The organism is Kitasatospora sp. NPDC127111 (genome assembly GCF_042677465.1).
Lineage (GTDB): Bacteria > Actinomycetota > Actinomycetes > Streptomycetales > Streptomycetaceae > Kitasatospora.
The window spans coordinates 113285-139356 of record NZ_JBHXTG010000005.1 but is presented as its reverse complement, the minus strand read 5'-3'; the positions used below and the strand labels follow the sequence as shown (position 1 = coordinate 139356).

Annotated in this window: 18 protein-coding genes and 1 riboswitch; of the genes, 8 read left to right on the top strand and 10 right to left on the bottom strand. The window is 72.2% G+C overall.

Annotated elements, in window-relative coordinates; genetic code table 11:
* Positions 1-23: 23 nt before the first annotated feature.
* The 4 genes from ACFVHB_RS05510 to ACFVHB_RS05495 form a co-directional block, all read right to left on the bottom strand.
* Positions 24-1790 carry an ABC transporter substrate-binding protein gene (locus ACFVHB_RS05510; protein ID WP_380315483.1) on the bottom strand — a complete coding sequence of 589 codons (1767 nt, stop codon included), beginning with the start codon at positions 1788-1790 and terminating at the stop codon, positions 24-26.
* 55 nt (positions 1791-1845) lie between these two features.
* Complete coding sequence (locus ACFVHB_RS05505; protein ID WP_380315480.1) at positions 1846-2835, bottom strand: ABC transporter permease; 990 nt, start codon at positions 2833-2835, stop codon at positions 1846-1848.
* 511 nt (positions 2836-3346) lie between these two features.
* A complete protein-coding gene (locus ACFVHB_RS05500; protein ID WP_380315477.1) occupies positions 3347-4285 on the bottom strand; it encodes an enhanced serine sensitivity protein SseB C-terminal domain-containing protein in 939 nt (312 codons plus the stop codon).
* A 166-nt stretch (positions 4286-4451) separates the two neighbouring features.
* The gene (locus ACFVHB_RS05495) at positions 4452-5252 is read right to left on the bottom strand and encodes an enhanced serine sensitivity protein SseB (RefSeq protein WP_380315474.1); all 801 of its coding nucleotides are present in this window, start codon (positions 5250-5252) and stop codon (positions 4452-4454) included.
* A gap of 158 nt (positions 5253-5410) precedes the next feature.
* Positions 5411-5516: riboswitch (glycine riboswitch) on the top strand.
* A 232-nt stretch (positions 5517-5748) separates the two neighbouring features.
* Between ACFVHB_RS05495 and gcvT the strand changes: the two genes are divergently transcribed.
* From gcvT to ACFVHB_RS05475, 4 genes are all read left to right on the top strand, one after another.
* Complete coding sequence (gene gcvT / locus ACFVHB_RS05490; RefSeq protein WP_380315471.1) at positions 5749-6870, top strand: glycine cleavage system aminomethyltransferase GcvT; 1122 nt, start codon at positions 5749-5751, stop codon at positions 6868-6870.
* Between the two features lie 77 nt (positions 6871-6947).
* A complete protein-coding gene (gene gcvH, locus ACFVHB_RS05485) occupies positions 6948-7328 on the top strand; it encodes a glycine cleavage system protein GcvH (RefSeq protein ID WP_380315468.1) in 381 nt (126 codons plus the stop codon).
* A gap of 98 nt (positions 7329-7426) precedes the next feature.
* Positions 7427-8695, top strand: a complete 1269-nt coding sequence (gene glyA, locus ACFVHB_RS05480) for a serine hydroxymethyltransferase (RefSeq protein WP_380315465.1) — start codon at positions 7427-7429, stop codon at positions 8693-8695.
* Between the two features lie 154 nt (positions 8696-8849).
* Positions 8850-10217, top strand: a complete 1368-nt coding sequence (locus ACFVHB_RS05475; RefSeq protein ID WP_380315462.1) for an L-serine ammonia-lyase — start codon at positions 8850-8852, stop codon at positions 10215-10217.
* A 93-nt stretch (positions 10218-10310) separates the two neighbouring features.
* On the opposite strand, the gene ACFVHB_RS05470 is transcribed toward ACFVHB_RS05475, so the two are convergent.
* Positions 10311-10928: a MerR family transcriptional regulator gene (locus tag ACFVHB_RS05470; protein WP_380315459.1), complete on the bottom strand. Its 618-nt coding sequence runs from the start codon at positions 10926-10928 to the stop codon at positions 10311-10313.
* An 87-nt stretch (positions 10929-11015) separates the two neighbouring features.
* Between ACFVHB_RS05470 and ACFVHB_RS05465 the strand changes: the two genes are divergently transcribed.
* Entirely contained in the window at positions 11016-11423 is a 408-nt protein-coding gene (locus ACFVHB_RS05465; RefSeq protein ID WP_380315456.1) for an antibiotic biosynthesis monooxygenase, read from the top strand.
* 416 nt (positions 11424-11839) lie between these two features.
* Here the strand turns inward: ACFVHB_RS05465 and ACFVHB_RS05460 are convergent, their stop codons facing one another.
* The 4 genes from ACFVHB_RS05460 to ACFVHB_RS05445 all read right to left on the bottom strand — a co-directional run bounded on the left by ACFVHB_RS05460 (position 11840) and on the right by ACFVHB_RS05445 (position 16693).
* Positions 11840-12400 carry an ATP-binding protein gene (locus tag ACFVHB_RS05460; protein WP_380315453.1) on the bottom strand — a complete coding sequence of 187 codons (561 nt, stop codon included), beginning with the start codon at positions 12398-12400 and terminating at the stop codon, positions 11840-11842.
* A 117-nt stretch (positions 12401-12517) separates the two neighbouring features.
* The gene (locus tag ACFVHB_RS05455; protein ID WP_380315450.1) at positions 12518-13765 is read right to left on the bottom strand and encodes an Ig-like domain-containing protein; all 1248 of its coding nucleotides are present in this window, start codon (positions 13763-13765) and stop codon (positions 12518-12520) included.
* A gap of 230 nt (positions 13766-13995) precedes the next feature.
* On the bottom strand, positions 13996-15276 hold the full coding sequence (locus ACFVHB_RS05450) for an Ig-like domain-containing protein (protein WP_380315447.1): 1281 nt from the start codon (positions 15274-15276) through the stop codon (positions 13996-13998).
* A gap of 244 nt (positions 15277-15520) precedes the next feature.
* On the bottom strand, positions 15521-16693 hold the full coding sequence (locus tag ACFVHB_RS05445) for an Ig-like domain-containing protein (protein WP_380315444.1): 1173 nt from the start codon (positions 16691-16693) through the stop codon (positions 15521-15523).
* Between the two features lie 410 nt (positions 16694-17103).
* Here ACFVHB_RS05445 and glgX point away from each other — a divergent pair, with 410 nt between their 5' ends.
* The 3 genes from glgX to ACFVHB_RS05430 all read left to right on the top strand — a co-directional run bounded on the left by glgX (position 17104) and on the right by ACFVHB_RS05430 (position 23171).
* Positions 17104-19323, top strand: coding sequence for a glycogen debranching protein GlgX (gene glgX / locus ACFVHB_RS05440; RefSeq protein WP_380315442.1), 2220 nt, complete (start codon positions 17104-17106; stop codon positions 19321-19323).
* A gap of 90 nt (positions 19324-19413) precedes the next feature.
* Complete coding sequence (locus ACFVHB_RS05435; RefSeq protein ID WP_380315439.1) at positions 19414-21327, top strand: ABC transporter ATP-binding protein; 1914 nt, start codon at positions 19414-19416, stop codon at positions 21325-21327.
* Positions 21324-23171: an ABC transporter ATP-binding protein gene (locus tag ACFVHB_RS05430; RefSeq protein WP_380315436.1), complete on the top strand. Its 1848-nt coding sequence runs from the start codon at positions 21324-21326 to the stop codon at positions 23169-23171. The genes ACFVHB_RS05435 and ACFVHB_RS05430 overlap by 4 nt, the downstream gene beginning before the upstream one ends.
* 51 nt (positions 23172-23222) lie before the next feature.
* Here ACFVHB_RS05430 and glgP read toward each other — a convergent pair whose 3' ends face one another.
* The gene (gene glgP / locus ACFVHB_RS05425) at positions 23223-25898 is read right to left on the bottom strand and encodes an alpha-glucan family phosphorylase (protein ID WP_380315433.1); all 2676 of its coding nucleotides are present in this window, start codon (positions 25896-25898) and stop codon (positions 23223-23225) included.
* Between the last annotated feature and the right edge of the window lie 174 nt (positions 25899-26072).

The window sequence follows — 26072 nt, the reverse complement described above, 5'->3', positions numbered from 1 at the left end:
TTCAGGGATACGGAGCCAGGCTCTTACTTGGTCGTACCGATGTTCAGGTAGTCGTACTCACCCGAGAAGGCCGAGGTGGACACCAGGTTGGTGGCGCTGTCCGGGCGGTACAGGAAGACCTTGAAGTAGGTCAGCGGGACGTAGACGGCCTGCTCCATGACCTTCTTGTCGATCTCGGAGTAGATCTTCTCGCGGGCCGCCTTGTCGGTGTTGACGGCGGCGTCGTCGATCAGCTTGTTGATCGCGGGGTCGTTCAGCGAGGCCAGGTTGCTGTTGCCCGACTCCTTGATGGCCCGGCCGTCGACGATCTGCTGCAGGAAGCCGTAGCCGGTCGGCCAGTCGGCGCCCCACTGCATCATCATCAGGCCGATGTTCTTCTCCTTGTTCTTCGCCGGCACGCCGACGTTGTCGGAGAGGTACTTGCCCTGCGGGAACTGCTGGATCTCGGCGTTGATGCCGATCTTCTTCAGCGCGGCCTGGATCGAGGTCGCGGCGGCGATCTCGGTGGCGCGCTCGGTGCGGGCGGAGAGGACGGTGGAGAAGCCCTCCGGCTTGCCGCAGGCCTTCAGGGCGTCCTTGGCCTTGCCCTCGTCGCCCTTGTTGTCCTTGGTCTCGTACAGGTTGATGTCCTGGTGGCCCGGGATGTCGGCCGGGAGGACGCTGTCGGCGATCTGGCCGCGGATCGGGCCGCCGATCGCGGTCTGCACCGAGACCTTGTCGATCGCGTACTGGACGGCCTTGCGGCAGTCGACGTTGTCGAACGGCGCGACGTGGCTGTCGATCGCCATGTAGACCAGGCGGCCGCCGTAGGCGTTGTCCGTCTTCGCCTTGAGCTTCTGGTCCTTGAGGATCTGCGCCTGGGTCTGCGGGTCGACGCCGCCGCCGACGAGGTCCACCTGGGCGTTGCCGGCCAGCAGGTCCTTGTCGATGGTGGACTGCTCGATGTTCATCTTGAGCAGGATCTTGTCCGCGAGCTGCTTGCGGATCGGGTCGGTCTTCGCGTCCCAGTTGGTGTTCGGCACCAGCGTGAGCTGCTTGCCGTCCTCGTAGGACTCGAACTTGTACGAGCCCGAGGCGAGCGGGTGCTTGACGTAGTCGGCGCCCTTGTCCTTGTCCTTCGGGACCGGGACGGTCTGCGGGGCGGAGACCAGGTAGTCGAAGTCCGCGAAGGCGTGCTTCAGGTGGAAGACGATGGTCAGGTCGTCCGGGGTCTCGATCGACTTGAGGTCGCCCGACGGGTCCTTGTAGGGGCCCTCGTAGGGGGTCGGGTTGTCGACCAGCAGGTCGTGGAAGTACGTCGGGCCGTTGGCGAACACGTCCGGCGCCCAGTTGGAGCGCTCCACCGCGTACTTGACGTCCTTGGCGGTGATCGGCGTGCCGTCCTCGTACTTGAGGCCCGCGCGCAGCTTGTACGTCCAGCTCAGGCCGTCGGCGCTGGGCTGGCCCATCGACTCGGCGAGGTCCGGGACGAGCTTGTTGCCCTCCTCGCCGGGGCCCGGCGCGAAGGTGGTCAGCGGACGCCCGTACAGGCGGGAGAAGTTGTAGATGTAGGCGTAGTACGTGTTGCCCGGGTCCAGGGAGTCCGGGGTGCCCTTCATCTCGTAGGTGACCGTCCCGCCCTTCTTGTCCGAGGCGTTCACGACCCCCTTGGTGGCCGCGTCGGCGCCGGCGCCGGCGGCCGAGGACGAGTTGCTGTCCCCGCTCTTGGAGGAGCCGGACGAACAGCCGGTGATGACCAGGACCGCGGCGGCGGCCGCGGCGGTCAGCGCGACGGTACGGGACCTACGCATGGTGGGATCAACCCCTTGAGGAAGTGATGGCGGATCGAAGGGTACTGACGGAACGTCAGTTGCTCTTGGGATCGAGGGCGTCACGCAGCCCGTCGCCGAGCAGGTTGAAGGCGAGCACGGTGAGGAAGATCGCCAGACCGGGGACCACCATGTACTGGGGGTCGACCTGGTAGTAGTTGATCGCCTCGTTGAGCATCCCGCCCCAGGAGGCCTGCGGGGCCTGGATGCCGACTCCGAGGAAGCTGAGGCCGGCCTCGAAGAGGATGTTGGTCGGGATCAGCAGGGTCGAGTAGACCAGGATCGGACCGACCAGGTTGGGCAGCAGCTCCTTGAACAGGATGAACGGGCCGCGGGCGCCCAGGCTGCGGGCGGCGTAGACGAACTCGCGCTCGCGCAGCGAGAGGGTCTGGCCGCGCACGATCCGGCCCATGTAGGGCCAGTTGAAGAAGCCGATCACGAAGATCAGCACCATGATGTGCAGCGGGAGGCCGTGCAGGCCGAAGGCGCCGCCCTGGAGCGAGGCGGAGATCGCGATGGCGAAGAGCAGCAGCGGGAAGGCGAGGAAGACGTCCATCACCCGGCTGATCACCGCGTCCACCCAGCCGCCGTAGTAGCCGGCCATCACGCCGAGCACGGTGCCGATGGTGTTGGAGAGCAGGGTCGCCCCGAAGGCGACGAGCAGCGAGACCCAGGAGCCCTCGATGACCCGGGAGAGCAGGTCACGGCCGTACTGCGGGTCGACGCCGAGCGGGTGGTCCGCGCTCATGCCGCCCCAGTCCCCGAACGGCAGGCCGCCGAGGTTGGCGTCCAGCAGGTCCTGGTTGAGTGCGTCGGGATCCAGGCCGAAGACCGACTCGATCGGCTTGGCCAGCACGGCGAGCAGGATCAGCAGGATCACCACGATGCCGCCGGCGACGGCGGCCTTGTCCCGCTTGAAGCGGGTCCAGGCGATCTGGCCGAGCGAGCGGCCCTCGATCTTCTTGGCCGGGCTCGCGGCGGCGGCTGCCTCCGGTTCGTTCCCGGCGGTCTTGACGGGTGCGGTCATGGTCAGTTCGGTCCCCTCGCCGACGGTGGCCGGCCCACGGGTGCCGGTCGCCGGATCGGCGGTACGGCTAATGCGGACGTGCGGAGGTGCGGACGTGCGGAGGTACAGGACGGTGTTTCAACAGCGGTACGACGTGCGGTACTGCGTGCTCGGGTACTGCCGCCACGCGGGATGGGCATCGCGTGGATCTAGCGGTCCGCCTGCGCGTTCGCCTTTGTGAGGCGCCAACCACGCGCGGTGCGTTGTTGCAGAACTCTCTGCCATGCGAACTGGCTTGCGCCAGCCCTGACAACCGACAGATGCCCAACTGTGATCTGCACGCATACGCTTCCCGAGCTTCCGCATAGCGCGCTTCACACGGCTGTTACATCCATGTCAAGAGTCGAAACGGGACTTCCCCGCGGAAACGGCCGGAAACGCCGCAGGACCGGCCTGACGTGGCGTCAGACCGGTCCTGCGGAACGGTTTCGGGCGTGATGCCCGGTTCGTACCCCGGCGGCGGGGCGGCGGATCAGCGACCCGGGTAACCGGGCCACGGCTGCTGCGGCGGCTGGTGCCCCTGCCAGCCCGGGGCGGGCGCCTGGGTGCCGTAGCCGTACCCCGGGCCCGCCTGCGAGGCGTACGGCGGCGGGGGCACCGGCGGGTACGGCCCGGTCTGCGGACGGCCGTGGCCGGCCGCCTCGCGGTCGTAGAACGGCCGCGCGTTGGCCCGCATCCACAGCGCCACCGGGTCGTACTCGTCCCCCATCGCCACCGTGGAGACGGCCAGCCCCTCCGGCGCGACCGCGATCGCGCGCTGCATCAGCGCCCGGACGGCCTCCACCGCGGGTGGTGAACTCTCGTACAGCTCAAGACCGATGGCCAGGTACGGTTCGCCCACGGAGGGCTGCACCCAGGCCCGGCGCAGCGCCTTGACCGCGCGCACCTCGACCGCCTGCCGCTCCAGCAGCGCGAAGAACTGCTGCGCGGGCACCTGCGGTTCGCTCAGCTTCAGCGGCCCGGCCGGCAGCCGGTCCAGACCGGCCGCGATCCGCCGCAGGTCGGCCCAGGGCACGCCGACCCCGCCGCCGGGCGCGTGCGGGTTCAGCCAGAGGCCCCAGCGGGTCCGGTACAGCGAGGCGGCGATCTCGCGCCCCGAGATCACCTCGTGCGCCCGCGCCCAGCCGGAGGCCGCGAGCTGCTCGGGCGAGGTGACCGCCGGCGCGTAACCGTGGCCGCTGATCTCCATGTTCCCGTACTGGGCGTCCGGGCTGCCCGGAGTGCCGTGCCAGAGCAGCATCCAGACCTGGCCCTCGGCGAGGGCGTGCAGCAGCTTCTCGTACGCCTCCCAGCGCTCCGGCGCGACCTCGCGCAGGGCGTGCTCCAGCGCTCTCGGATCCGCGCCGGGGCGCCCGGCGGGTGCCTGGCCCCAGGGCCCCGGTGCACCGCCGCCTACCGCTCCCGCACTCATGCGCCCACCTCGCTGCGCCTCTTCTTTCCCTCACCCGCCGCCGGCCCGAAGGGTGTCTGCACGCACCCTATGGGGCGCCACCGACCACCGCCACGCCGACGTGCCTGCCTTGAGCCCCTCCCACCCGTTGGCGGGCCGCCCGACGACGGGCGGGGAGGGGGCGGGCTCACATCCGTGTGTAGAACGGCTGGACCCGGTTGAGCAACCACTCGACCACGGGGTCGTCCGCGAGGTCGAGCAGCACGAGGTGGACGCCGCCCGGCAGCGGCGCGGTTCCCAGCGCGCGGCCCAGCGCCTCGTTCACGGCGGCCGGGTCGGCCGGGGAGAGCTGGTCCAGCTGGACCCCGACGAACATCACGGTCGGCTCGCCCTCGACGCTGGCCAGCGCCCGCCGGGCGGTCAGCACCCCGGGCAGCGCCGACAGCTCGGCCCGGCAGGCGGCCAGGAAGGCCTCCGGGTCCTCGCCCGGCACCGGCTCGCGCAGCGCCACCCGGCCGCCGGTCGGCGCGGCCGGGTCCTCGGCGGCGTCCCAGCGGTCCCCGCGCGGCCCGCGCCGCAGCTCGGCCACGCCCTGCGGCGGCACCGGGATGCCCACCGGCGCCTCCGGGTTCACCGCGATGCCCACGCCCAGCGGCAGTCCGCGGGCGAACTCCCAGACCGGCGCGATCGCGAAGGCCATCCCCGGCGCCTGCTGCAGGAAGACCTCCTGCGAGGAGAAGACCGGCACGTACGGCTCGCCGGCCAGCTCGATGGTCGGCAGGTCCAGCGACTGCCCCTGCGGGTCGGCCCCGGCCGGCAGCGGGATCCACACCTGGCTGCGGGCCAGCACCTCGAACACCCGGGGGGTGGCGCCCGGGTCGCCGAGCGCGGCGGTGAGCACCTGCTCCAGCTCGTTGGCAGGCCATCCACCGCCCGGCGGCGCCGCCTCCGGGCCGCCCCACCCCCGCTGCTGCTCCGGGATCCCCATCTGTCCTGGTACCGCCTCACTGGCTCGTCGACGCGTGCAGCCTAGCGGGCCGCCCGGGGCCCCTCTCCCGCGCGGGCGCCGGACGTGCCATGATGTGCGCGTCCCGCGTGCTTCCGTGCGTTCCCGCCGGGACGCCCCCCAACTCCATATCGGCCGCTCGAACCCGCGCGGGAGAGTCCGGAGTGCCGCCCCAGGCGGTACGGCCGGCGCCGAAGGAGCAAGTCCTCCCCGGAATCTCTCAGGCCCCCCTACCGCACGGGTTAGGCACATCTGGAAAGCGGCGCACGGCCCTGTCGCGCGCCCACCCACGGTGCAAGCCGCCATGCTGTCCTGTTAGCTGTAAGGAGCTGCGGGCCCGCGACGGTGAAGCTCTCAGGTACGACGACAGATGGGGAGACCCAGCCGCCGCATGCCCGCGCGCAGGTCAGGTCCCTCCCCGAGCGGGACCGGTCCGGCGTGCGCACCCCTGAGTGCCCAGACCGAGGAGTTCCAGGCCATGTCGTCCCTCCGCCTCACCGCGCTCGACGCGCTCCACCGCGCCCTCGGCGCGACCATGACCGACTTCGCCGGCTGGGACATGCCGCTGCGTTACGGCAGCGAGCGCGAGGAGCACCTCGCCGTCCGCACCAAGGCCGGCCTCTTCGACCTCTCCCACATGGGCGAGATCACCGTCACCGGCCCGCAGGCCGGCGAGATGCTGGACCACGCGCTGGTCGGCTTCGTCTCCGCGCTGGGCGTGCTGCGCGCCCGCTACACCATGATCTGCGCCGAGGACGGCGGCATCCTGGACGACCTGATCGTCTACCGCCTGCGCGAGGACGCCTTCCTGGTCGTCGCCAACGCCTCCAACGCCCAGCTGGTGCTGGACGAGCTGATCGCCCGCGCCAAGGGCTTCGACGCCGTCGTCACCGACGACCGCGACACCTACGCGCTGATCGCCGTCCAGGGCCCGGAGTCCACCGGCATCCTGGCCGACACCACCGAGGCCGACCTGCCCGGCCTCAAGTACTACGCGATCCTCCCCGCCCAGGTGGCCGGCCGCGACGTGCTGCTCGCCCGCACCGGTTACACCGGCGAGGACGGCTTCGAGATCTTCTGCAACCCGGGCGACGCCGAGCACATCTGGCGGGCGCTGACCGAGGCCGGCGCCGAGCGCGGCCTCGTCCCCTGCGGGCTGTCCTGCCGCGACACGCTGCGCCTGGAGGCCGGCATGCCGCTGTACGGCCACGAGCTCTCCACCGAGCTGACCCCGTTCGACGCCGGCCTCGGCCGGGTGGTCCGCTTCGACAAGACCACCAACGAGGGCAAGTTCATCGGCCGCAAGGCGCTGGAGAAGGCCGCCGCCGAGGCCGAGGCCAACCCGCCGCGGGTGCTGGTCGGCCTGGTCTCCGAGGGCAAGCGCGTGCCGCGCGCCGAGTACTCCGTGGTCTCCGCGGACGGCGAGCCGATCGGCCGGATCACCTCGGGCGCCCCCTCCCCCACCCTCGGCAAGCCGATCGCCATCGCGTACGTGGACGCGGCGCACGCCGCCCCCGGCACCACCGTCGCCGTGGACGTCCGCGGCAAGCACGAGCCGGTCCAGGTCGTGGCGCTGCCGTTCTACAAGCGCGCCCGCTGACCCCTTCCCCCTTCCGAGGCACACCCGGCTCCCGGGGCGCTTCGTCGTACCCGCTTCCCATCCTGGAGAATGACGCCATGAGCAACCCCACGCACCTGCAGTACACCAAGGAGCACGAGTGGCTGACCGCCGCCGAGGACGGTGTCTCCACGGTCGGCATCACCAAGCACGCCGCCGACGCCCTCGGTGACATCGTCTACGTGCAGCTGCCCGAGGTCGGCGACACCGTGACCGCGGGTGAGACCTGTGGCGAGCTCGAGTCGACCAAGTCGGTCAGCGACCTGTACTCGCCGGTCACCGGTGAGGTCGTCGAGGTCAACGAGGCCGTCGCGGACGACAACAGCCTGGTCAACAGCGACCCGTTCGAGGCCGGCTGGCTGTTCAAGGTGCGCGTCGAGTCGACCGACGAGCTGCTGAGCGCCGCCGAGTACGACGCGCTCACCAACCCGTCGGCCTGAGCCACCCGTCGGGGCGGCCGCAGCGCGGCGGCCGCCCCGGCGCCGGGCCGACTGCCGCCGGCCGCCCCCGCACTCCCTCCTCCCGGGAAGACCACACCATGACGGTTCTCAACCAGTCCCTGCACGCTCTCGACCCGGAGATCGCCGCCGCGGTCGACGCCGAGCTGCACCGCCAGCAGACCACCCTGGAAATGATCGCCTCCGAGAACTTCGCCCCGGTGGCGGTCATGGAGGCCCAGGGTTCGGTGCTGACCAACAAGTACGCCGAGGGCTACCCCGGCCGCCGCTACTACGGCGGCTGCGAGCACGTCGACGTCGTCGAGCAGATCGCGATCGACCGGATCAAGGCCCTGTTCGGCGCCGAGCACGCCAACGTCCAGCCGCACTCCGGCGCGCAGGCCAACGCCGCCGCGATGTTCGCGCTGATCCAGCCGGGCGACACCATCCTGGGCCTGAGCCTGGCCCACGGCGGTCACCTGACCCACGGCATGAAGATCAACTTCTCCGGCAAGCTCTACAACGTGGCCGCGTACCACGTGGACGAGAAGACCGGCCAGGTCGACATGGCCGAGGTCGAGCGCCTCGCCAAGGAGCACCAGCCGAAGCTGATCATCGCCGGTTGGTCCGCCTACCCGCGCCAGCTGGACTTCGCCGAGTTCCGCCGGATCGCCGACGAGGTCGGTGCCCTGCTGATGGTCGACATGGCGCACTTCGCCGGTCTGGTCGCCGCGGGCCTGCACCCGAACCCGGTGCCGTTCGCGGACGTGGTCACCACCACCACCCACAAGACCCTGGGCGGCCCGCGCGGCGGCGTCATCCTCTCCAAGGCCGAGTGGGCCAAGAAGATCAACTCCGCGGTCTTCCCGGGCCAGCAGGGCGGTCCGCTGGAGCACGTGATCGCCGGCAAGGCGGTCGCCTTCAAGGTCGCCGCCTCGGAGGAGTTCAAGGAGCGCCAGCAGCGCACCCTCGACGGCGCCCGGATCCTCGCCGAGCGCCTGCTCCAGGCCGACGTGGCCGAGGCCGGTGCCTCCGTGCTGTCCGGCGGCACCGACGTCCACCTGGTCCTGGTCGACCTGCGCAACAGCCAGCTGGACGGCCAGCAGGCCGAGGACCGCCTGCACGAGGTCGGCATCACGGTCAACCGCAACGCCATCCCGAACGACCCGCGCCCGCCGATGGTCACCTCCGGCCTGCGGATCGGCACCCCGGCCCTGGCCACCCGCGGCTTCCAGGCCGAGGACTTCCGCGAGGTCGCCGACATCATCGCCGAGGCCCTGAAGCCGGCCTTCGACGAGACGACCGCCACCGCGCTGAAGGCCCGGGTCACCGCCCTGGCCGAGAAGTACCCGCTGTACCCGAACCTCTGATCGTTCGGCCTGGGTGACCGGCCTCACGCCGGTCGGCCACCTGCTGTTTCCGGGGCACCGCGCACACTGGAAAGTGCGCGCGGTGCCCCGTTCCGTGTACCGCCCCTGCTGTCCCACCAGCAGCCCTCCACGAGACCAGACAAGGACGTCCTCCGTGGCCATCAGCGTCTTCGACCTCTTCTCCATCGGCATCGGCCCGTCGAGCTCCCACACCGTCGGCCCGATGCGCGCCGCCCGGATGTTCGCCCGCCGCCTGAAGTCCGAGGGCCTGCTGACCGACGTGGCGAGCGTGCGCGCCGAGCTGTACGGCTCGCTGGGCGCCACCGGCCACGGCCACGGCACCCCGAAGGCCGTCCTGCTCGGCCTGGAGAACAACTCCCCGCGCACCGTCGACGTCGACCGGGCCGACCTGGACGTCGAGCGGATCACCGCCGAGAAGCGGATCAACCTGCTCGGCGTGCACGCCATCGACTTCGACCCCGACACCCAGCTGGTCCTGCACCGGCGCCGCTCGCTGCCCTACCACGCCAACGGCATGACCCTCTGGGCCTTCGCCGCCGACGGCTCGCCGCTGCTGGAGAAGACCTACTACTCGGTCGGCGGCGGTTTCGTGGTGGACGAGGACGCGATCGGCGCCGACCGGGTCAAGCCCGACGACACCGTGCTGAAGTACCCGTTCCGCACCGGCGAGGAGCTGCTCCGGCTCACCCGCGAGACCGGCCTGTCCATCTCCGGCCTGATGCTGGAGAACGAGAAGGCCTGGCGCACCGAGGAGGAGATCCGGGCCGGCCTGCTGGAGATATGGCGGGTCATGCAGGAGTGCGTCCGGGCCGGCATGTCCCGCGAGGGCATCCTCCCCGGCGGCCTCAAGGTCCGCCGCCGGGCCGCCGCGGCCGCCCGCGCCCTGCGCGCCGAGGGCATCGGCCCGGCCAACGCGATGGAGTGGGTCACCCTCTACGCGATGGCCGTCAACGAGGAGAACGCCTCCGGCCGCCGCGTCGTCACCGCCCCCACCAACGGCGCGGCCGGCATCATCCCGGCCGTCCTGCACTACTACCTGAACTTCATCCCCGGCGCCGACGAGGACGGCATCGTCCGCTTCCTGCTCGCGGCCGGCGCGATCGGCATGCTGTTCAAGGAGAACGCCTCCATCTCCGGCGCCGAGGTCGGCTGCCAGGGCGAGGTCGGCTCGGCCTGCTCGATGGCGGCCGGCGGCCTGGCCGAGGTGCTCGGCGGCACCCCCGAGCAGGTCGAGAACGCGGCCGAGATCGGCATCGAGCACAACCTCGGCCTCACCTGCGACCCGGTCGGCGGCCTGGTCCAGATCCCCTGCATCGAGCGCAACGGCATGGCGTCCGTGAAGGCCGTCACCGCCGCCCGGATGGCCCTGCGCGGCGACGGCCGGCACCACGTCTCCCTCGACAAGGCGATCAAGACCATGAAGGAGACCGGCGCGGACATGAAGATCAAGTACAAGGAGACCTCGCGCGGCGGCCTCGCCGTCAACGTCATCGAGTGCTGACCGGCTCCACCGCCGCGTGAGCCCCCGGACGACCGCCCTGCCGGCGGCGTCCGGGGGCTCACGCGTTCCCGGGACCCGGGCGCTCCCGTGCGCTCAGGCGTTCCGCTTCGCCGACTCGTTCTCCTGGGCCAGCCTGCGCAGCGACAGCAGGACCGGCTCCATCATCACGGTCAGGACGAGGGCGCGCTCGGCCTGTTCGAGCGGGTCCACGGTGCCGGCGATCCGGTCGAGGTCGACCTCGGCGATGCGCCCGGCCAGTTCGGCGTACCGGAGCAGGGACTCCCGGTCGACCGGCTCGCCGAGCGAGCGCAGGCTCTCCAGGGTCTCCCCCAGCACCCCGCGGGCCGGGGCGTGCTCGGACACCTCCCAGCCCAGCTCCGCGATCAGCGCGTCCACCTCGGCCGCGCCGGGCCCGGGGGCCGGCTCCGCGGCCTCGTCGACCGGCCGCGCCCCCATGACCAGGCCGAGCACCTGGTGCCGCTCGGCCCGGTGCGCCGCGACCGCCCCCAGCACCGCCTTGGTCTCGCTCACGCTGAGCCCCCGGACCCCGATCAGCGCCCGGACCAGCCGGAGCCGGCGCAGATGGGTCTCGTCGTACTCGGCCTGGGTCGCGGTGACGGAGCGGCCCGGCGGCAGCAGCCCCTCCCGCAGGTAGTACTTGATCGTCGCGATCGGGACCTCGCTGCGGCGGCTCAACTCGGAGATGCGCACGGCACCCTGCCTCCCTCTAGCCATTGGATACCGCCACTGTCTAACATAGATAGTGCCACTACCCAACAAGGAAGGCGCGCATCAGCCATGCCCACGCTCCCCTGGATCACCCCGAACCCGGCCACCCCCGGCACCGGCGCCGTCGTCATGGCCTCCCGCTTCGAGGTCCGCTCGCTCCGCGACGTCCCGCGCTTCTTCCTGAAGTCGCTCGCGGTCTGGCGCCAACTGCGCACGGCCCCCGGCGCCCTCGGCGCCTCCCTGGTCGCCCAGCCCCTGAAGCGGACGTTCTACACCCTCTCCGCCTGGGAGAGCCGCGACGCCCTCAACGCCTTCGCCGGCAGCGAGCCCCACCGCTCGGCGATGACCGGCCTGCGCTCCACCATGAAGGACGCCACCTTCACCTTCTGGGACACCCCGGTCGAGCGGCTCCCCATCGCCTGGCCCGACGCCCACGAACGCCTCGCCGAGCAGCGCGGCCGCGAAGCGGCGGCCTGACCCGGGAAAGTGGGACGGGCGAGCTCGGCGGCTTTGCATCGATCATGAATAATCTCAGGTCCGGGCGTTAACCTATGCAAATTCCAAAGGTGAAGCAGGTGACAAACCTTGTAATCAAAGATTCCCGGTTTGCCCACATGCTGAGATTCGTGCGATAGTCGAGGCAGCCCAACGGCGGGCGGGAACGACTCCGCCGCGGGCGCGCGGACTACGGCTGGCCCGACCTGGCACGGCCGTCGCCCATCGCTCGGCACGCACCCCCTTGGCCGGCGCGATGACTTGCAGGGGCCCCCAGCTGCCGGACCACGGCACACTCGGGGGCCCCGCGTGTTTTCCGGGCCGGAGGGAGGGCCCGACGATCAGGACCGGCTCGGATCCGGCTCGGACCCGGCCCGGGACCGGCGATCAGGCCCGGCTCAGTGCTGCCGCTCGCGGATCTTCAGTTCGAACCACACGCCCTTGCCGCGCGGCAGCAGGTCCGCGCCCCAGCGGTCGGCGAGGTCGTCGACGATCTTCAGGCCGCGCCCGCGCTCGGTGGGCGGCAGCGGGTCGGCCAGGATCAGACAGGGCAGCGCCCGCGAGGAGTCCCGCACCTCGACCCGCAGCCAGCCGGGCTTGCGCGACACCTGGAGGCCGATGGTCCGCCCGGCCGCGTGCCGCACGGCGTTGGCGACCAGCTCGGCGGTGAGTAACTCGCCGACCTCCAGCTGCTGGTGCAGGTCCCAGGACTCGAGGACCGAGAGCACCAGTCGGCGGGCCACCGGACCGGACTCCGGCCGGGAGGGCAACCGCACCTCGCCCGGCTCCGACTCGTCGCACAGCCTGCCGAAGTACATCCGCTCCAGCTCCTCCGAGCTGAGCCGCTCCAGGGCCGCGAGCGCGTCTTGGAAGCACATCCACGACGCGTCAGCGACCAGGCTGGACCCAGGAAGTGATGACTGATCTATTTCGCCCCAACCCGCCATGCGAACCATCATTGCGGAACGCAAGCAGCCGCGTACGGACAATGAGCAAACGATCACCACGCTCCGGGCATATGCCGCGTGCAACCCGGGCCGGGGTTCCGTCAAGCCCGGGTTGCCGCGAACGGGCTCCTACCAGGCACTCCAGGCCAGGTTCCAGCCGCTGAGGCCGTTGTCCGGCTCCACCTGGCCGCGCGAGGAATTCTTCACGGTCACGATGTCGCCGATCAGCGAGTCGTCGTAGAACTTGCCCGCCGACGTGCCGGAGCCGCCGCCCTTGACGTCCTTCAGGCCGACGCAGCCGTGGCTGACGTTGTCCTCGCCGAAGGCGTTGCTCCAGTAGTTTCCGTGCACGTACGTCCCGGACGTGGTCAGCCGCATCGAGTGCGGCACCATCAGGTCGTACGGCGCGCCGGTCATCCCGGGCATGCTGCTGGACTGCATCCGCACCGTGCCCTCCTTGGACATCACGACCATCGTGCCGTTCCAGGTCGGGTGCTCCGGCGAACCGGAGGTGATGTCGATGACCGAGGACTGGCCGTCGCGGATCACCGTCATCCGGTGGGTCTTGGCGTCAACCTCCGAGACCTGCGATCGCCCGATCGTGAAGGGCTCGTCCCGGTCCACCCCGCCGTAGACGCCGGGGGCGATCTCCACGCTCTTCAGCCGGTAGTGCACGGTCACCTTGGTGCCGGGCTTCCAGTACGCCTCCGGGCGGAAGTCCAGCCGGCGGTCGCCGAACCAGTGGCCCTTCACCACGGTCCCGTTGTCGGTCTCGATGCTGATGCCCTTGGCGACGGCGTCCTTGTTCTTGACGTCCTTGTCGAAGTCCACCGAGACGATCATGCCGACGCCGTAGGTCGCGTTGTCCTCGACGTTGTCGCTCGCCTTCGCCTCGCGCTCCGGCGTCAGCGTGGTGAAGCTGCTGTCCGCGGTGGCGACCACGCCGTTGGCGTCCGCCGCCATCGCGCTCACCTGGTAGGCGGTGCCGACCGCCAGGCCGGCGGACGGGGTCCAGCTGCTGCCGTCGGCGGCGATGGTGCCGGCCACCTCCTTGCCGGTCTTGTCGCTCACCTTGACCGTGGTGAGCTTGCCCCCCGCCACCGAGACCTTCAGCGCGCCGTTCGGCGCCACGTCCACCGCGCCGCTCTTCGGCTGGATGTCCACCACCGCGGCGGAGGTCTTCGGCGTCGCCGTCGAAGCCGGTGCGGACGCCGCCCCGGACGCGGACGCCGACGCGGTCGACGCGGCCCCCGCGGCCGCGCCGCCCCCCAGGTCGGCCTTGGCCGCGCTCCCGCTGCCGCCGCCGCTGCACGCACTGGTCAGCACCAGCGCACCGCCGAGAAAGCCGGCGGCCATGATCTTGCGTATCGACCTCACGTCGACTCCCTCCCTCGATCCCGCCCGGTGCTCCCGGCGGGGTCCGACAGATACACGCCGCAGCCAACGGAAAGGTTGCGCCATTCGAGGGGCAATTACCCCATGAACGACGACCGGCCCGACCCCAACGAGTGAGGATCGGGCCGGTCGTTACCGAACCGGGACTAGCGGGGCCACCACGGGGGTAGACCCGATCGGTTGGACGGCCGCCAACCGGCCTGCCGGGCGGCCTACCAGTTGGCCCAGGCGATGTTCCAGCCGCTCAGCCCGTTGTCGGGCGCGACCGTCTTCTCCTTGGTGTTCACGATCTTGACGACGTCGCCGATCATCGAGTCGTTGAAGAACTTGCCCGCCACCGAGGTGTCGCTGCCGCCCTTCTCGTCGGCCATCGAGACGCAGCCGTGGCTCGCGTTGGTCTTGCCGAAGGGGTTGGCCCAGTAGTTTCCGTGCACGAAGGTGCCGGAGGTGGTCAGCCGCATCGCGTGCGGAACGTCCTGGATGTCGTACTCGCCGCCGAGACCGACGGTCTGCGAGTTCATCCGGGTGACCTTCTCCTTGGACATGATCACCATGGTGCCGCCCCAGGACGGGGTCGCGTCCGCGCCGAGCGTGACCGGCACGGTGTGGCTCTGGCCGTCCCGGACCACCGTCATCTGGTGCGACGCGGCGTCGGCCGTGGAGACCTGCGAACGGCCGATGGTGAACGGCTCGTCCTTGTCCACGTCGCCGTAGATGCCGGGCGCGACCTCGACGTTCTTCAGCCGGTACTTGATGGTGACCTTGGTGCCCGGCTTCCAGTACTCGGCCGGACGGAAGTCCAGCCGGCGGGTGCCGAACCAGTGGCCCTTGACCTCGGTGGAGCCGTCGCTGGTCTCGAAGGTGATGCCCTTGACGACCGCTTCCTTGTTCTTGACGTCCTTGTTGAAGACGACCGAGACGATCATGCCGACGCCGTAGGTGGCGTTGTCGGCGATGTTGTCGTTGGTGGAGACCGTCTTCGCCGGGGTCAGCGTGGTGAAGGAGGTGGTCGAGGCGGCCACCAGTCCCTCCGCGTCCTTGGCCTGCGCGTTCACCTTGTAGGCCATGCCGACGGCCAGCGCGCCGCTGGGCTTCCAGGCGGTGCCGTCCGGGGTGATCGCCCCGGCGACCGGCTTGCCGTCCTTGTCGGTCACCTCGACCGTGGCGAGCTTGCCGTTGGCCACCGACACGTTCAGCCCGTTGGTGGGCGGCACGTCCTGGGCGCCGTCCTTCGGCTCGACGGTCAGCACGGCGGCCGAGGTCTTCGGCGCCGCCGAGGTCTGGCCGGGCGCCGGGGTGCCGCTGGCACCCGCCGTCGCGGCCGCGTCACCGCCACCGCTCCCGTTGTCGCCGCCCTTGTCGTCTCCGCAGGCCGCGGTGAACAGCAGCACCCCGCCCATGGCCAGCGCCACCGCACTACGGCGTACGGCGCGGCCGCGGCGGTTGGTGGTGGTGGTGCGTATCGCGGCGTCGGCCGCCCTTACCGGCTTCACGGTCTCTCCCCTCCCGGTGTCCACCCTGGTGGACGCGTTGACTGCCGGGACAGGTTGCACCGGACCGGCGATCTTCCACGCCGAGCGTCGGCGCGCAAGCAGGATAGCTAAGCCGAATGAGTGAACCCCGGGGGGAGGGTGGTGAACCCGGGGTGGCGCCGGTGTGAAGGGTGGGACGCCTGTGGCCCGTGGCGGGCCGGTGCGCGGGCCCGTGCGTGGGTCAGTGCGTGGGTCAGTGCGTGGGTCAGTGCGCGACCGCGCTGCCGGCCCGCCACCGGTCCCAGGGCAGGTTCCAGCCGTTCAGCCCGTTGTTCGGCGGGACGAAGTCCCCCGTGGCGGCCTTCACCTCCAGCACGTCCCCCGGGATGGTGTGCTCGAACAGCCAGCCCGCCGGGGAGTCCTTGCTCGCCCCGCCCTTGACGTCGGCCAGGCCGATGCAGCCGTGACTGGTGTTGGCGGTGCCGAACACCTCCGGGTCGGCCCAGTAGTTGCCGTGGATGAAGGTGCCCGAGCTGGTCAGCCGCATCGCGTGCGGGACGTCCTTGATGTCGTACTCGTCACCCATCCCGACGGTCTGCGAGTTCATCCGGGTCACCTTGTACTTCTCCGACACCACCAGCACGCCGCGGTACGTCGCGTGCTTGGGATCGCCGCCGGAGACCTTGAGCTCCTTCAGCACCGTGCCGCCCCGGCCGGCCCGGACGGTCAGCGTGTGGGCGTCCAGGTCCACCGTGGACACCTGCGCCCGACCCACGGTGAACCGGACCTCCCTCACCTGGGTGCCGAACTCGCCCGGCGCGCCCTGCACGCCCTTCAGCCGCAGCGCCACCGTCACCTTGGTGCCCGCCTGCCAGAACTTCTGCGGACGGAAGTCCAGCCGCTGGTCGCCGAACCAGTGCGCGGCCACCTCGACGGGCGGGTCGGCGGTCACCTCGACCGCCTTCTCGACGGCCCCGCGGTCGGCGATCGGGCGGCTGAAGCGCAGCGAGACCGGCATGCCGACCCCGACCGTGGAGCCGTCCTCCGGGGTGAAGAAGGCGACGAAGGTGTGCGCGCGGGCCGCCGTCGAGAAGGCCGTGTGCCGGGCCGCCTTCCGGCCCTGCCCGTCCTCGGCCACCGCGTCCAGGGTGTAGGCGGTGCCCAGCGGGAGCAGGCCGTCCGGCGTCCAGGTCGAGCCGTCCTCGGAGATGGTGCCGGCCACCTCGGTGCCCCTGCGGTCCGCCAGCCGGACCGAGACCAGCCTGCCCTCGGCCACCGTCACCCGGACCGGGCCCTCCGGCGGCACGTCGCGGGCGTCGTCGGCGGGCAGCGCGGTGATCGACGCCCCGGAGGCGGGCGGCGGCGCGTGGCTCGGGCCCGGGGAGGCCGCGCCGGTGTGCGGCGGCGTGCCGCCCCCGCCGGCGCAACCGGTGAGCACCGCCAGGCACCAGGCCAACGCCCCCGCGCGCCGTGCCCAAACCCGTCCTCCGGGCCGCATTCCGGGGCCTCCCCACCGTTCCGTCCGATATCCGGCACAACGAGATCGGGACGGGCAGGACACGCGGAAGGACACCCGGAGGGCCCGGTAGCCGCACCCGGCGGGAGCAGCCCGCGGGACGGTGAGGGCGAGGAGCCGGGGCGGGGCGAGGAGCCGGGGCGGGGCGAGGAGCCGGGGCGGTCGGGCCCCCCGCCCTGGGCCCCCGCCCCCGCCCCCGCTCACGCGCCGCGGGCACCCCCTCGCCGTCAATCCCCCCGCAAGCCTCCGTTCAGCGGGCTTCCCGTCAGTGGGATCAGGGAAAGAGAAGGTGAACGGGGTCCGGGACACCCCGGTTCAGGGAGGGTACGGCCATGGCGTCAGGGCAGGAGCTGGAAGCCGGAGTGCGGCCGCACGGCGGGCCGACCGCCGAGCCGCCGTGGCCCGGCAGCTGGCAGCCGCTCGGCGCCCGCTTCCGGACCGACCCGCAGGGCCGCCAGGGCACCAACTTCGCGCTCTGGGCGGCCGGCGCCGAAGCCGTCGACCTCTGCCTCTTCGACGACGACGGCCGGGAGAGCAGACACCGCCTCACCGAGCAGAACTTCCAGATCTGGCACGGCTTCCTCCCCGGCGTCCGCCCCGGCACCCGGTACGGCTTCCGCGTGCACGGCCGCTGGGACCCGTGGACCGGCGCCCGCTGGAACCCCGCCAAGCTGCTGCTCGACCCGTACGCCCGGGCCATCGACGGCTGTTACACCTCCCACGACGCGGTCTGCGCCGCCGTCCGCAACTGGCCCGAGGCCGACGTCGCCGACACCGTCCGGGACAACCGCGACTCGGCGCCGTACGTGCCCAGGTCCGTGGTCGTCCACGACGACGACGACTGGTACGACGACCACCGCCCCAAGACCCCGTGGGCCGAGACCGTCCTGTACGAGATGCACGTGCGCGGCTTCACCATGCGCCACCCCGACATCCCGCCGCGGCTGCGCGGCACCTACGCCGGCCTGGCCCACCCCGCCGCGATCGGCCACCTCACCACGCTCGGCGTGACCGCCGTCGAGCTGCTGCCGGTCCACCAGTACGCCGACGAGGACCACCTGCAGGCCCGCGGGCTGGTCAACTACTGGGGCTACAACACGATCGGCTACTTCGCCCCGCACGCCGGGTACTCCGCCTCCGGCGGCCGCGGCGGCCAGGTCGGCGAGTTCAAGCGGATGGTGCGCGCGCTGCACGCCGCCGGGATCGAGGTGATCCTCGACGTGGTCTACAACCACACCGCCGAGGCCGCCGAGCTCGGGCCGAGCCTGTCCCTGCGCGGCATCGACAACGCCGGCTACTACCGCCTCCCGCCGAACCGCCCGCGCGGCTACGCCGACTACACCGGTTGCGGCAACACCCTGGACACCCGCCGCCCGCAGGTCGTCCGGCTGGTCACCGACTCGCTGCGGTACTGGGTGACCGAGATGGGCGTGGACGGCTTCCGCTTCGACCTCGCGGCCGCGCTCGCCCGGGGCGGCGACGGCGTCGACATGGACCACCCCTTCCTCGCCGCCGTCTCGCAGGACCCGGTGCTCAGCCGGGTGAAGCTGATCGCCGAGCCGTGGGACGTCGGCGCGGGCGGCTACCAGGTGGGCGGTTTCCCGCCGCTGTGGGCCGAGTGGAACGACAAGTACCGCGACACCGTGCGGGACTTCTGGCGCGGCGCCCGCCCGGACGTCCGCGAGCTGGGCTACCGGCTCTCCGGCTCCTCCGACCTCTACCAGCGCGGCGGGCGGCGCCCGTACGCCTCGGTCAACTTCGTCACCGCGCACGACGGCTTCACCCTGCGCGACCTGGTCTCCTACAACCGCAAGCACAACGAGGCCAACGGCGAGGCCAACCGGGACGGCACCGACGACAACCGGTCCTGGAACCACGGCGCCGAGGGCGAGACCCCGGACCCGGCGGTGAACGCCCTGCGGCTGCGTCAGCTGCGCAACCTGATGGCCACCCTGCTGCTCTCCACCGGCGTCCCGATGATCACCGCGGGGGACGAGTTCGGCCGCACCCAGGGCGGCAACAACAACGCGTACTGCCAGGACAACGAGATCGGCTGGGTGGACTGGTCGCTGCTGGACGACCCGCGCTGGGCCGGGCTGTCCGCCCTCACCGCCCGCCTCGTCCGGCTCCGCCGCGCCCACCCGGTGCTGCGGCAGCGGGCGTTCTTCTCCGGCCGGGCCGCGGTGCCCGGCGGCCAGCCCGACCTGGCCTGGTTCACCCCGCGCGGCAAGGAGATGACCGAGGCCGACTGGTTCGGCCCGACGGCCTGCCTCGGCATGCTGCTCTCCGGCGCCGCGATGTCCGAACGCGACCAGTACGGGCGCCCGCTGCGCGACGACAGCTTCCTGCTGCTGCTCAACGCCGGACCCGACCCGGTCCCCTTCACCCTCCCGGGCGAACCCTGGGCCGCGCCCGGCGCGCGGTACCGCACGGTGCTGGACACCGCCGCCGACGAGACCGGCAACGGCACCCACCGCCACCGCCCGCAGGACGCCGTCACGCTGGCCGGGCGCTCGCTGCAACTGCTGCGCACGCCCGCGCCCGGCGTCTGAACCGGGGTTGGCCGGTTCTCGCCGGTCCGCCCGGTAAGGGCCGAAAAACCTGGTGAGAAATGACAGGTCCCCGACCTACTCTCGGCCCCGATGGCCGAGAAACAGCTCCCCCACCCCGAAGCCCACCCCGAGCCGCGATCCGAGCCCCCGTCCGAGGCCCACCCCGAGCCCCGGTCCGGCCCCCGGACCGACGCCCCCCGCCGCTCGACGGTCCGCTCGCTGCTGCGCCTGTGGCCGTACGCGCGCGCGATCCGCTGGCGGCTGGCCACCTCGGTGACCGCCGCCGTCGTCGCCATGCTCAGCGTGCTGGGCGTCCCGATGGTGCTCCAGCGGATCGTCGACGGCCCGCTCGCCGACCACGACCTCGCCGCTCTCCGGCCGCTGATCGGCCTGCTGGTCGTCCTCGGCCTGGTCGAGGCCGCCCTGTTCTACACCCGCCGGGTCGTGCTGGCCCGACCGCTGGCCGGGGTGGAGACCGCGATGCGCGGGGACCTCTTCGCCAAGCTCCAGCGCCTGCCGGTCTCCTTCCACGACCGCTGGGGATCCGGCCAACTGCTCTCCCGGGCCACCGCCGACATGTACACCATGCGGCTGTTCCTCGCCTTCCCGCTGGTCTTCCTGATCGTCAACACCGTGATGTTCCTGGCCGGAACGGCGGTGATGTTCACCCAGGACTGGCGGCTGGCCCTGATCGTGCTGCTGCCCGCCGTGCCGCTGCTGGTGCTCACCCGGCGGTTCGAGGCCGGCTACTCGGGCGCCGCCCGCCTCGCCCAGGACCAGAACGGCGACCTCGCCACCGTGATCGAGGAGTCCGTCCTCGGCATCCGCATCCTCAAGGCCTTCGGCCGCCACCGTTCCATGGCGGAGCGCTTCCGCGAGCAGGCGCGCCTGCTGCGCCGCACCGAGCTGCGCAAGGCCGGCCTGCTGGCCAACCTCTGGTCGGTGATCGTCGGCCTGCCCGAGCTGGCGCTCGGCTGCGCGCTCGCGGTCGGCTGCTACCTGGTCGCCCACGACGAGCTGAGCACCGGCACCCTGGTCGCGTTCCTCTCCACCGCGCTCGCCCTGCGCTGGCCGGTGGAGTCGCTGGGCTGGCTGCTCGCCTACGCCAACGAGGCCGCCACCGCGGCCGACCGCTTCTTCGAAGTGCTGGACGAGCCCCTGCCGGACGACCCCCCGGCCGACGCACCGCCGTCCGACGAGTCGGCGCGGCCCGCGGGCGCCCCCGCGGCGGCCGGGGCGGCGCGCGACGGCATCCGGCTCACCGGCGTCCGCTTCCGCTACCCGGACGCCCCGCCCGACACCCCCGACCTGCTGAGCGGCGTCGACCTGCACGTCCGCAGCGGCGAGACGATGGCCCTGGTCGGCGCCACCGGCAGCGGCAAGACCACGCTCACCGCCCTCCTCCCCCGGCTGTACGACGCCACCGGCGGCACCATCACCCTGGACGGCCGGGACATCCGCGAGCTGTCCCGGGAGCGGCTGCGCGAGCTGGTCGCGGTCGCCTTCGAGGAGCCCACCCTGTTCTCGGCCACCGTCCGGGAGAACGTGCTGATGGGCGCTCCCGGTGCCGGCCCCGACCGGCTGGCCGCCGCGCTCGCCACCGCCCAGGCCGGCTTCGTCGAGAAGCTGCCGGACGGCGTGGAGACGGAGGTCGGCGAGCAGGGCCTGAGCCTCTCCGGCGGCCAGCGCCAGCGGCTCGCGCTGGCCCGCGCGGTGGTCGGCGACCCGGCCTTCCTGGTGCTGGACGACCCGCTCTCCGCGCTGGACGTGCACACCGAGGCGCTGGTCGAACGGGCGCTGCGGCAGGTGCTCGGCTCGACCACCGCGCTGGTGGTCGCCCACCGGCCGAGCACCGTGCTGCTCGCCGACCGGGTCGCGGTGCTGGCGGACGGCCGGATCGAGGCCGTCGGCACCCACCAGGAACTGCTGCGCGCTTCGGCGCGCTACCGCGAACTGATGTCGGGCGAGGCCGCCCTCGTACCGGAGGGGAGCCCCGCCCGATGACCACCACGATCGAACCCGCCGAGCAGGCCGCGGCCGAGGGACCGCGGGACGACCTGCCGCCCCCGCCGGCCGACGAGGAGGACATCCCCGTCCCGCCGGGCGCGCCCCGCGCGCTGCTGCGCTCGCTGCTCGGCCCGCACCGGGCCCGGATCACCGTGGCGATGGTGGTGATCCTGCTCCAGCAGGCGGCGCTGCAGTCGGGCCCGCTGCTGGTGGCGGTCGCGATGGACCGGGGCATCCCCGCGCTGCGCGAGCACGACGCCGGCCCGCTGATCGCGGTGATCTCCGCCTACCTCGGCTTCGCGCTGCTCAGCACCCTGCTGCAGTGGTCGTTCATCAGGATCAGCGCCCGCATCAACCAGGACATCCTGCTGGAGCTGCGCGGCCGGATCTTCCGGCACGCCCAGCGGCTCAGCCTGGACTTCCACGAGCGCTACACCTCGGGCCGGATCATCTCGCGCGCCACCAGCGACGTGGACGCGTTGCGCGAGCTGCTCTCCGAGGGCCTCCAGGAGCTGCTGAGCGTCTTCCTCTCGGTCTGCTACATCTCGGTGCTGCTGCTGGTGCTGGACTGGCGGCTCGGCCTGGCGTCGCTGGCCTCCTTCGTGCCGCTGTTCCTGATCGCCCGGTCCTTCCGGCGCCGCTCGCGCCGGGTCTACCGCCGCTCCCGCACCTCGGCCGCCTCGCTGATCGTCCGCTTCACCGAGACGATGAACGGCATCCGCCCGGTGCAGGCGTTCCGCCGCGAGCGGACCAACGACGCCGCGTTCGGCGTGGTCAACCGGCAGTCGGCCGCCGCCACCGCGGACGGCCTGCTGGAGATCGCCCGGTACGTCGGCCTCTCCCGTGCCACCGCCAACCTCTGGACGGCCGGCGTGGTGCTGCTCGGCGCCTTCCTGGTCACCGACGACGTGGTGGAGCTGGGCGTGCTGACCGCCTTCGTGCTCTACCTGCGCCGGCTGTTCGACCCGATCGACCAGCTGGCGATGTTCCTGAACAGCTACCAGTCCGCGGCCGCCGCCCTGGAGAAGATCGCCGGCCTGCTCGCCCACGAGCCGACCGTCACCGAACCGGCCGAGCCCGTCCGGCTGCCGGAGTCCCGGACGAAGGGGCGGGAGGTGCGCTTCGAGAAGACGCGGTTCGGCTACCGCACCGGCAAGGAGGTGCTGCCCGCCTTCGACCTGGTGCTGCCGGCCGGTCGGACCGTGGCGGTGGTCGGGGCGACCGGCGCGGGCAAGTCGACCGTCGCCAAGCTGCTGGCCCGCTTCTACGACCCGACCGGCGGCCGGATCACCCTGGACGGCGTGGACCTGCGCGACCTCGCCACGCCCGAACTGCGCCGCGGGGTGGTGATGGTGACCCAGGAGTCCTTCCTGTTCTCCGGCACCGTCGCCGAGAACATCGCGATCGGCCGGCCCGGCGCCACCCGCGAGGAGGTCGAGCAGGCCGCCCGGGACATCGGCGCGTACGAGTTCATCGCCGCGCTGCCGGACGGCTTCGACACCGACGTGCGCAAGCGCGGCGGCCGGATCTCGGCCGGCCAGCGCCAGCTGGTGGCGTTCGCCCGGGCCCTGCTGGCCGACCCGGCGGTGCTGATCCTCGACGAGGCGACCAGCTCGCTCGACGTGCCGGGCGAGCAGGCCGTCCAGCGGGCGATGCGCACGGTGCTGGCCGGGCGGACGGCGGTGATCATCGCGCACCGGCTCTCCACCGTCGAGATCGCCGACCGGGTGCTGGTGATGGACCAGGGCCGGATCGTCGAGGACGGCACCCCGCAGGAGCTGATCGACGGCTCCGGCCGGTTCGCCGAGCTGCACCGGGCCTGGCGGGACAGCCTCGTGTGAGACCGGGGACCGCCGGGGTGGGGCCAAGGCCTCCCCCGGCGGTCCCCCGGTTCAGCGCAGCAGGCCCGCGTCCATCCCGGCCGACTCGGCGGGCAGCGCGACCAGGCCGAGCTCGGCCGGCGAGGCCAGCCGCGGATGGGCCGGCAGCACCCGGACGGTGTAGCCGAACGGACCGGTCCGGCAGAGCTCCAGCGAGCCCTCGTACCGGGTGCGCCCGTCGAGGTCCGGCCCGCCGACCGGCTTCAGCGCGAGCAGGCAGACGTCCGAGATGCCGTCCGACTCGTCCACCCGCCCGGAGACGGCCTGCACCTCGACGTCGCCCGGCTCCAGCGTGCCGAGCGTGACCTGCACCCGCAGCGCCAGCGAGCTGCCCAGCTCCTGCGCCTCGTCCGGGCAGTCCGCCTCCACGTGCTCGACCCGGACGGCCGGCCAGGCCTCCCGCACCCGCGCCTTCCAGGCGGCCAGCTCGCGCGCCCCGGTGTACCGGGCGGCCGCCAGCTCGCGCTGGGCCAGTGCGGCCGGCGTGTACAGCCGGTCGACGTACTCGCGGACCATCCGCCCGGCCAGCACCTTGGGCCCGAGGGTGACCAGGGTGTGCCGGACCATGGCGATCCAGCGGTGCGGCAGCCCGTCCTCGCCCCGGTCGTAGAACCGGGCGGCCACCTGGTGCTCGATCAGGTCGTACAGCGCGGCGGACTCCAGGTCGTCCCGCCGCTCGGCCTCGCTGCTCTCCGGGTCGAGGACCCCGCCGGTCTCGTCGGCGGTCGGGATCGCCCAGCCGTTCTGGCCGTCGTACCACTCGTCCCACCAGCCGTCCAGGACGGACAGGTTGAGGCAGCCGTTGAGCGCGGCCTTCATCCCCGAGGTGCCGCAGGCCTCCAGCGGGCGGAGCGGGTTGTTCAGCCAGACGTCGCAGCCCGGGTAGAGGTGCCGGGCCATCGCCATGTCGTAGTCCGGCAGGAAGACGATCCGGTGCCGGACGGCCGGGTCGTCGGCGAAGGCGACCAGCTGCTGGATCAGCCGCTTGCCGCCGTCGTCGGCCGGGTGGGCCTTGCCGGCGACCACGATCTGCACCGGGCGGGTCGGGTGCAGCAGCAGCGAGCGCAGCCGCTCCTGGTCGCGCAGCATCAGGGTGAGCCGCTTGTAGGAGGGCACCCGGCGGGCGAAGCCGATGGTCAGCACGTCCGGGTCGAGCACCGTGGAGACCCAGCCCAGCTCGGCCTCGCCGGCGCCGCGCTGGTGCCAGGAGGCGCGCAGCCGGCGGCGGGCCTCGTCCACCAGCTGGGCGCGCAGGGCGCGGCGCAGCTCCCAGATGTCGGTGTTGCCGATCCTCTCCAGGCCCGTCCAGCGCTTGGCGTCGCCGGTGGTCATGGCGTCCTCGGCGCGGTCGGCGCCGATCTCCGCGGCGCCGAGCCGGACCACCGCCGGGTCGATCCAGGTGGCGGCGTGCACGCCGTTGGTGACGGAGGTGATCGGTACCTCGGCGGCGTCGAAGCCGGGCCAGAGGCCGTTGAACATCGACCGGCTGACCTCGCCGTGCAGGGTGGAGACGCCGTTGGCCCGCTGGGCGAGCCGCAGGCCCATGGCGGCCATGTTGAACAGCTTCGGGTCCCCGCCGCGCCAGGTCTCGGCGCCGAGCGCGAGCACCTGCTCGACCGGGACGCCGGGCAGCGCGGCGTCGCCGCCGAAGTGACGGGCGACCAGGTCGCGGTCGAAGCGGTCGATGCCGGCCGGGACGGGGGTGTGGGTGGTGAACAGGGTGCCGGCCCGGACGGCCTCCAGGGCGGCGGCGAAGTCCAGCCCGGCGTCCGCGATCAGCTCGCGGATCCGCTCGACGCCGAGGAAGCCGGCGTGGCCCTCGTTGGTGTGGAAGACCTCGGGGGCGGGGTGGCCGGTGAGCCGGCCGTAGGCGCGGACCGCGCGGACGCCGCCGATGCCCAGGAGCATCTCCTGGAGCAGCCGGTGCTCGCTGCCGCCGCCGTAGAGGCGGTCCGTGACGTCGCGTTCGGCGGGCGAGTTGGCCTCGATGTCGGAGTCGAGCAGCAGCAGCGGGACGCGCCCGACCTGGGCCTTCCAGACGTGGGCGGCGAGGGTGCGGCCGCCGGGCAGCGGGAGGTCGACCCGGCAGGGGGTGCCGTCGCCCTCCCGGAGCAGGGTGACGGCGAGTTCGTCCGGGTCGAGGAGCGGGTAGCGCTCCTGCTGCCAGCCGTCCCGGTTGAGGGACTGCCGGAAGTAGCCGTGCCGGTAGAACAGCCCCACGCCGATGACCGGGACGCCGAGGTCGCTGGCGGCCTTGAGGTGGTCGCCGGCCAGGATGCCGAGTCCGCCGGAGTACTGGGGCAGTGCCGCGGCGATGCCGTACTCGGGGGAGAAGTAGGCGATGGCGGCGGGCTGGGCGGCGCCGGCGGCCTCCTGATCGGGGCTCTGCCGGTCGGCCTGGTACCAGCGCGGGCCGGACAGGTACTCGCGCAGGTCGTCGGCGAGGTCGCCGAGCCTGCGCAGGAAGCGCCGGTCGGTGGCGAGCGCGGCGAGCCGGGCGGCCGGGACCTCCCCGAGCAGGCGCACCGGGTCCTCGCCGGTCGCGGCCCAGACCTCCGGGTCCACGGACCGGAAGAGGTCCCTGGTCTCGGGGTGCCAGGACCAGCGCAGGTTGAGGGCCAGCTCGTGCAACGGCTGGAGTTGTTCGGGCAGGACGGTGCGGACGGTGAATCTGCGGATTGCCTTCACGGCGTGAAGCGTAGCCCCGGCCGCTGTCACGATGGTGCGTCAAGTGGGCTATTGGGCCTCCGTTCGGCCTATTGGTGAGATCGCATTCGGCGCATTGGACTGCACGGGGGGCGCGCGAGGCGCACTTTCCGGCGCGCCGCGCTACCAATACGTGAACATCGCGGAACAGCTCCA

Coding starts and splice junctions, on each gene's coding strand:
- ACFVHB_RS05460 (WP_380315453.1), bottom strand. CDS start 12,400: ATGATGGTTCGCATGGCGGGTTGGGGCGAAATAGATCAGTCATCACTT.
- ACFVHB_RS05495 (WP_380315474.1), bottom strand. CDS start 5,252: ATGGGGATCCCGGAGCAGCAGCGGGGGTGGGGCGGCCCGGAGGCGGCG.
- gcvT (WP_380315471.1), top strand. CDS start 5,749: ATGTCGTCCCTCCGCCTCACCGCGCTCGACGCGCTCCACCGCGCCCTC.
- glyA (WP_380315465.1), top strand. CDS start 7,427: ATGACGGTTCTCAACCAGTCCCTGCACGCTCTCGACCCGGAGATCGCC.
- ACFVHB_RS05505 (WP_380315480.1), bottom strand. CDS start 2,835: ATGACCGCACCCGTCAAGACCGCCGGGAACGAACCGGAGGCAGCCGCC.
- ACFVHB_RS05500 (WP_380315477.1), bottom strand. CDS start 4,285: ATGAGTGCGGGAGCGGTAGGCGGCGGTGCACCGGGGCCCTGGGGCCAG.
- gcvH (WP_380315468.1), top strand. CDS start 6,948: ATGAGCAACCCCACGCACCTGCAGTACACCAAGGAGCACGAGTGGCTG.
- glgX (WP_380315442.1), top strand. CDS start 17,104: ATGGCGTCAGGGCAGGAGCTGGAAGCCGGAGTGCGGCCGCACGGCGGG.
- ACFVHB_RS05435 (WP_380315439.1), top strand. CDS start 19,414: ATGGCCGAGAAACAGCTCCCCCACCCCGAAGCCCACCCCGAGCCGCGA.
- ACFVHB_RS05510 (WP_380315483.1), bottom strand. CDS start 1,790: ATGCGTAGGTCCCGTACCGTCGCGCTGACCGCCGCGGCCGCCGCCGCG.
- ACFVHB_RS05465 (WP_380315456.1), top strand. CDS start 11,016: ATGCCCACGCTCCCCTGGATCACCCCGAACCCGGCCACCCCCGGCACC.
- ACFVHB_RS05430 (WP_380315436.1), top strand. CDS start 21,324: ATGACCACCACGATCGAACCCGCCGAGCAGGCCGCGGCCGAGGGACCG.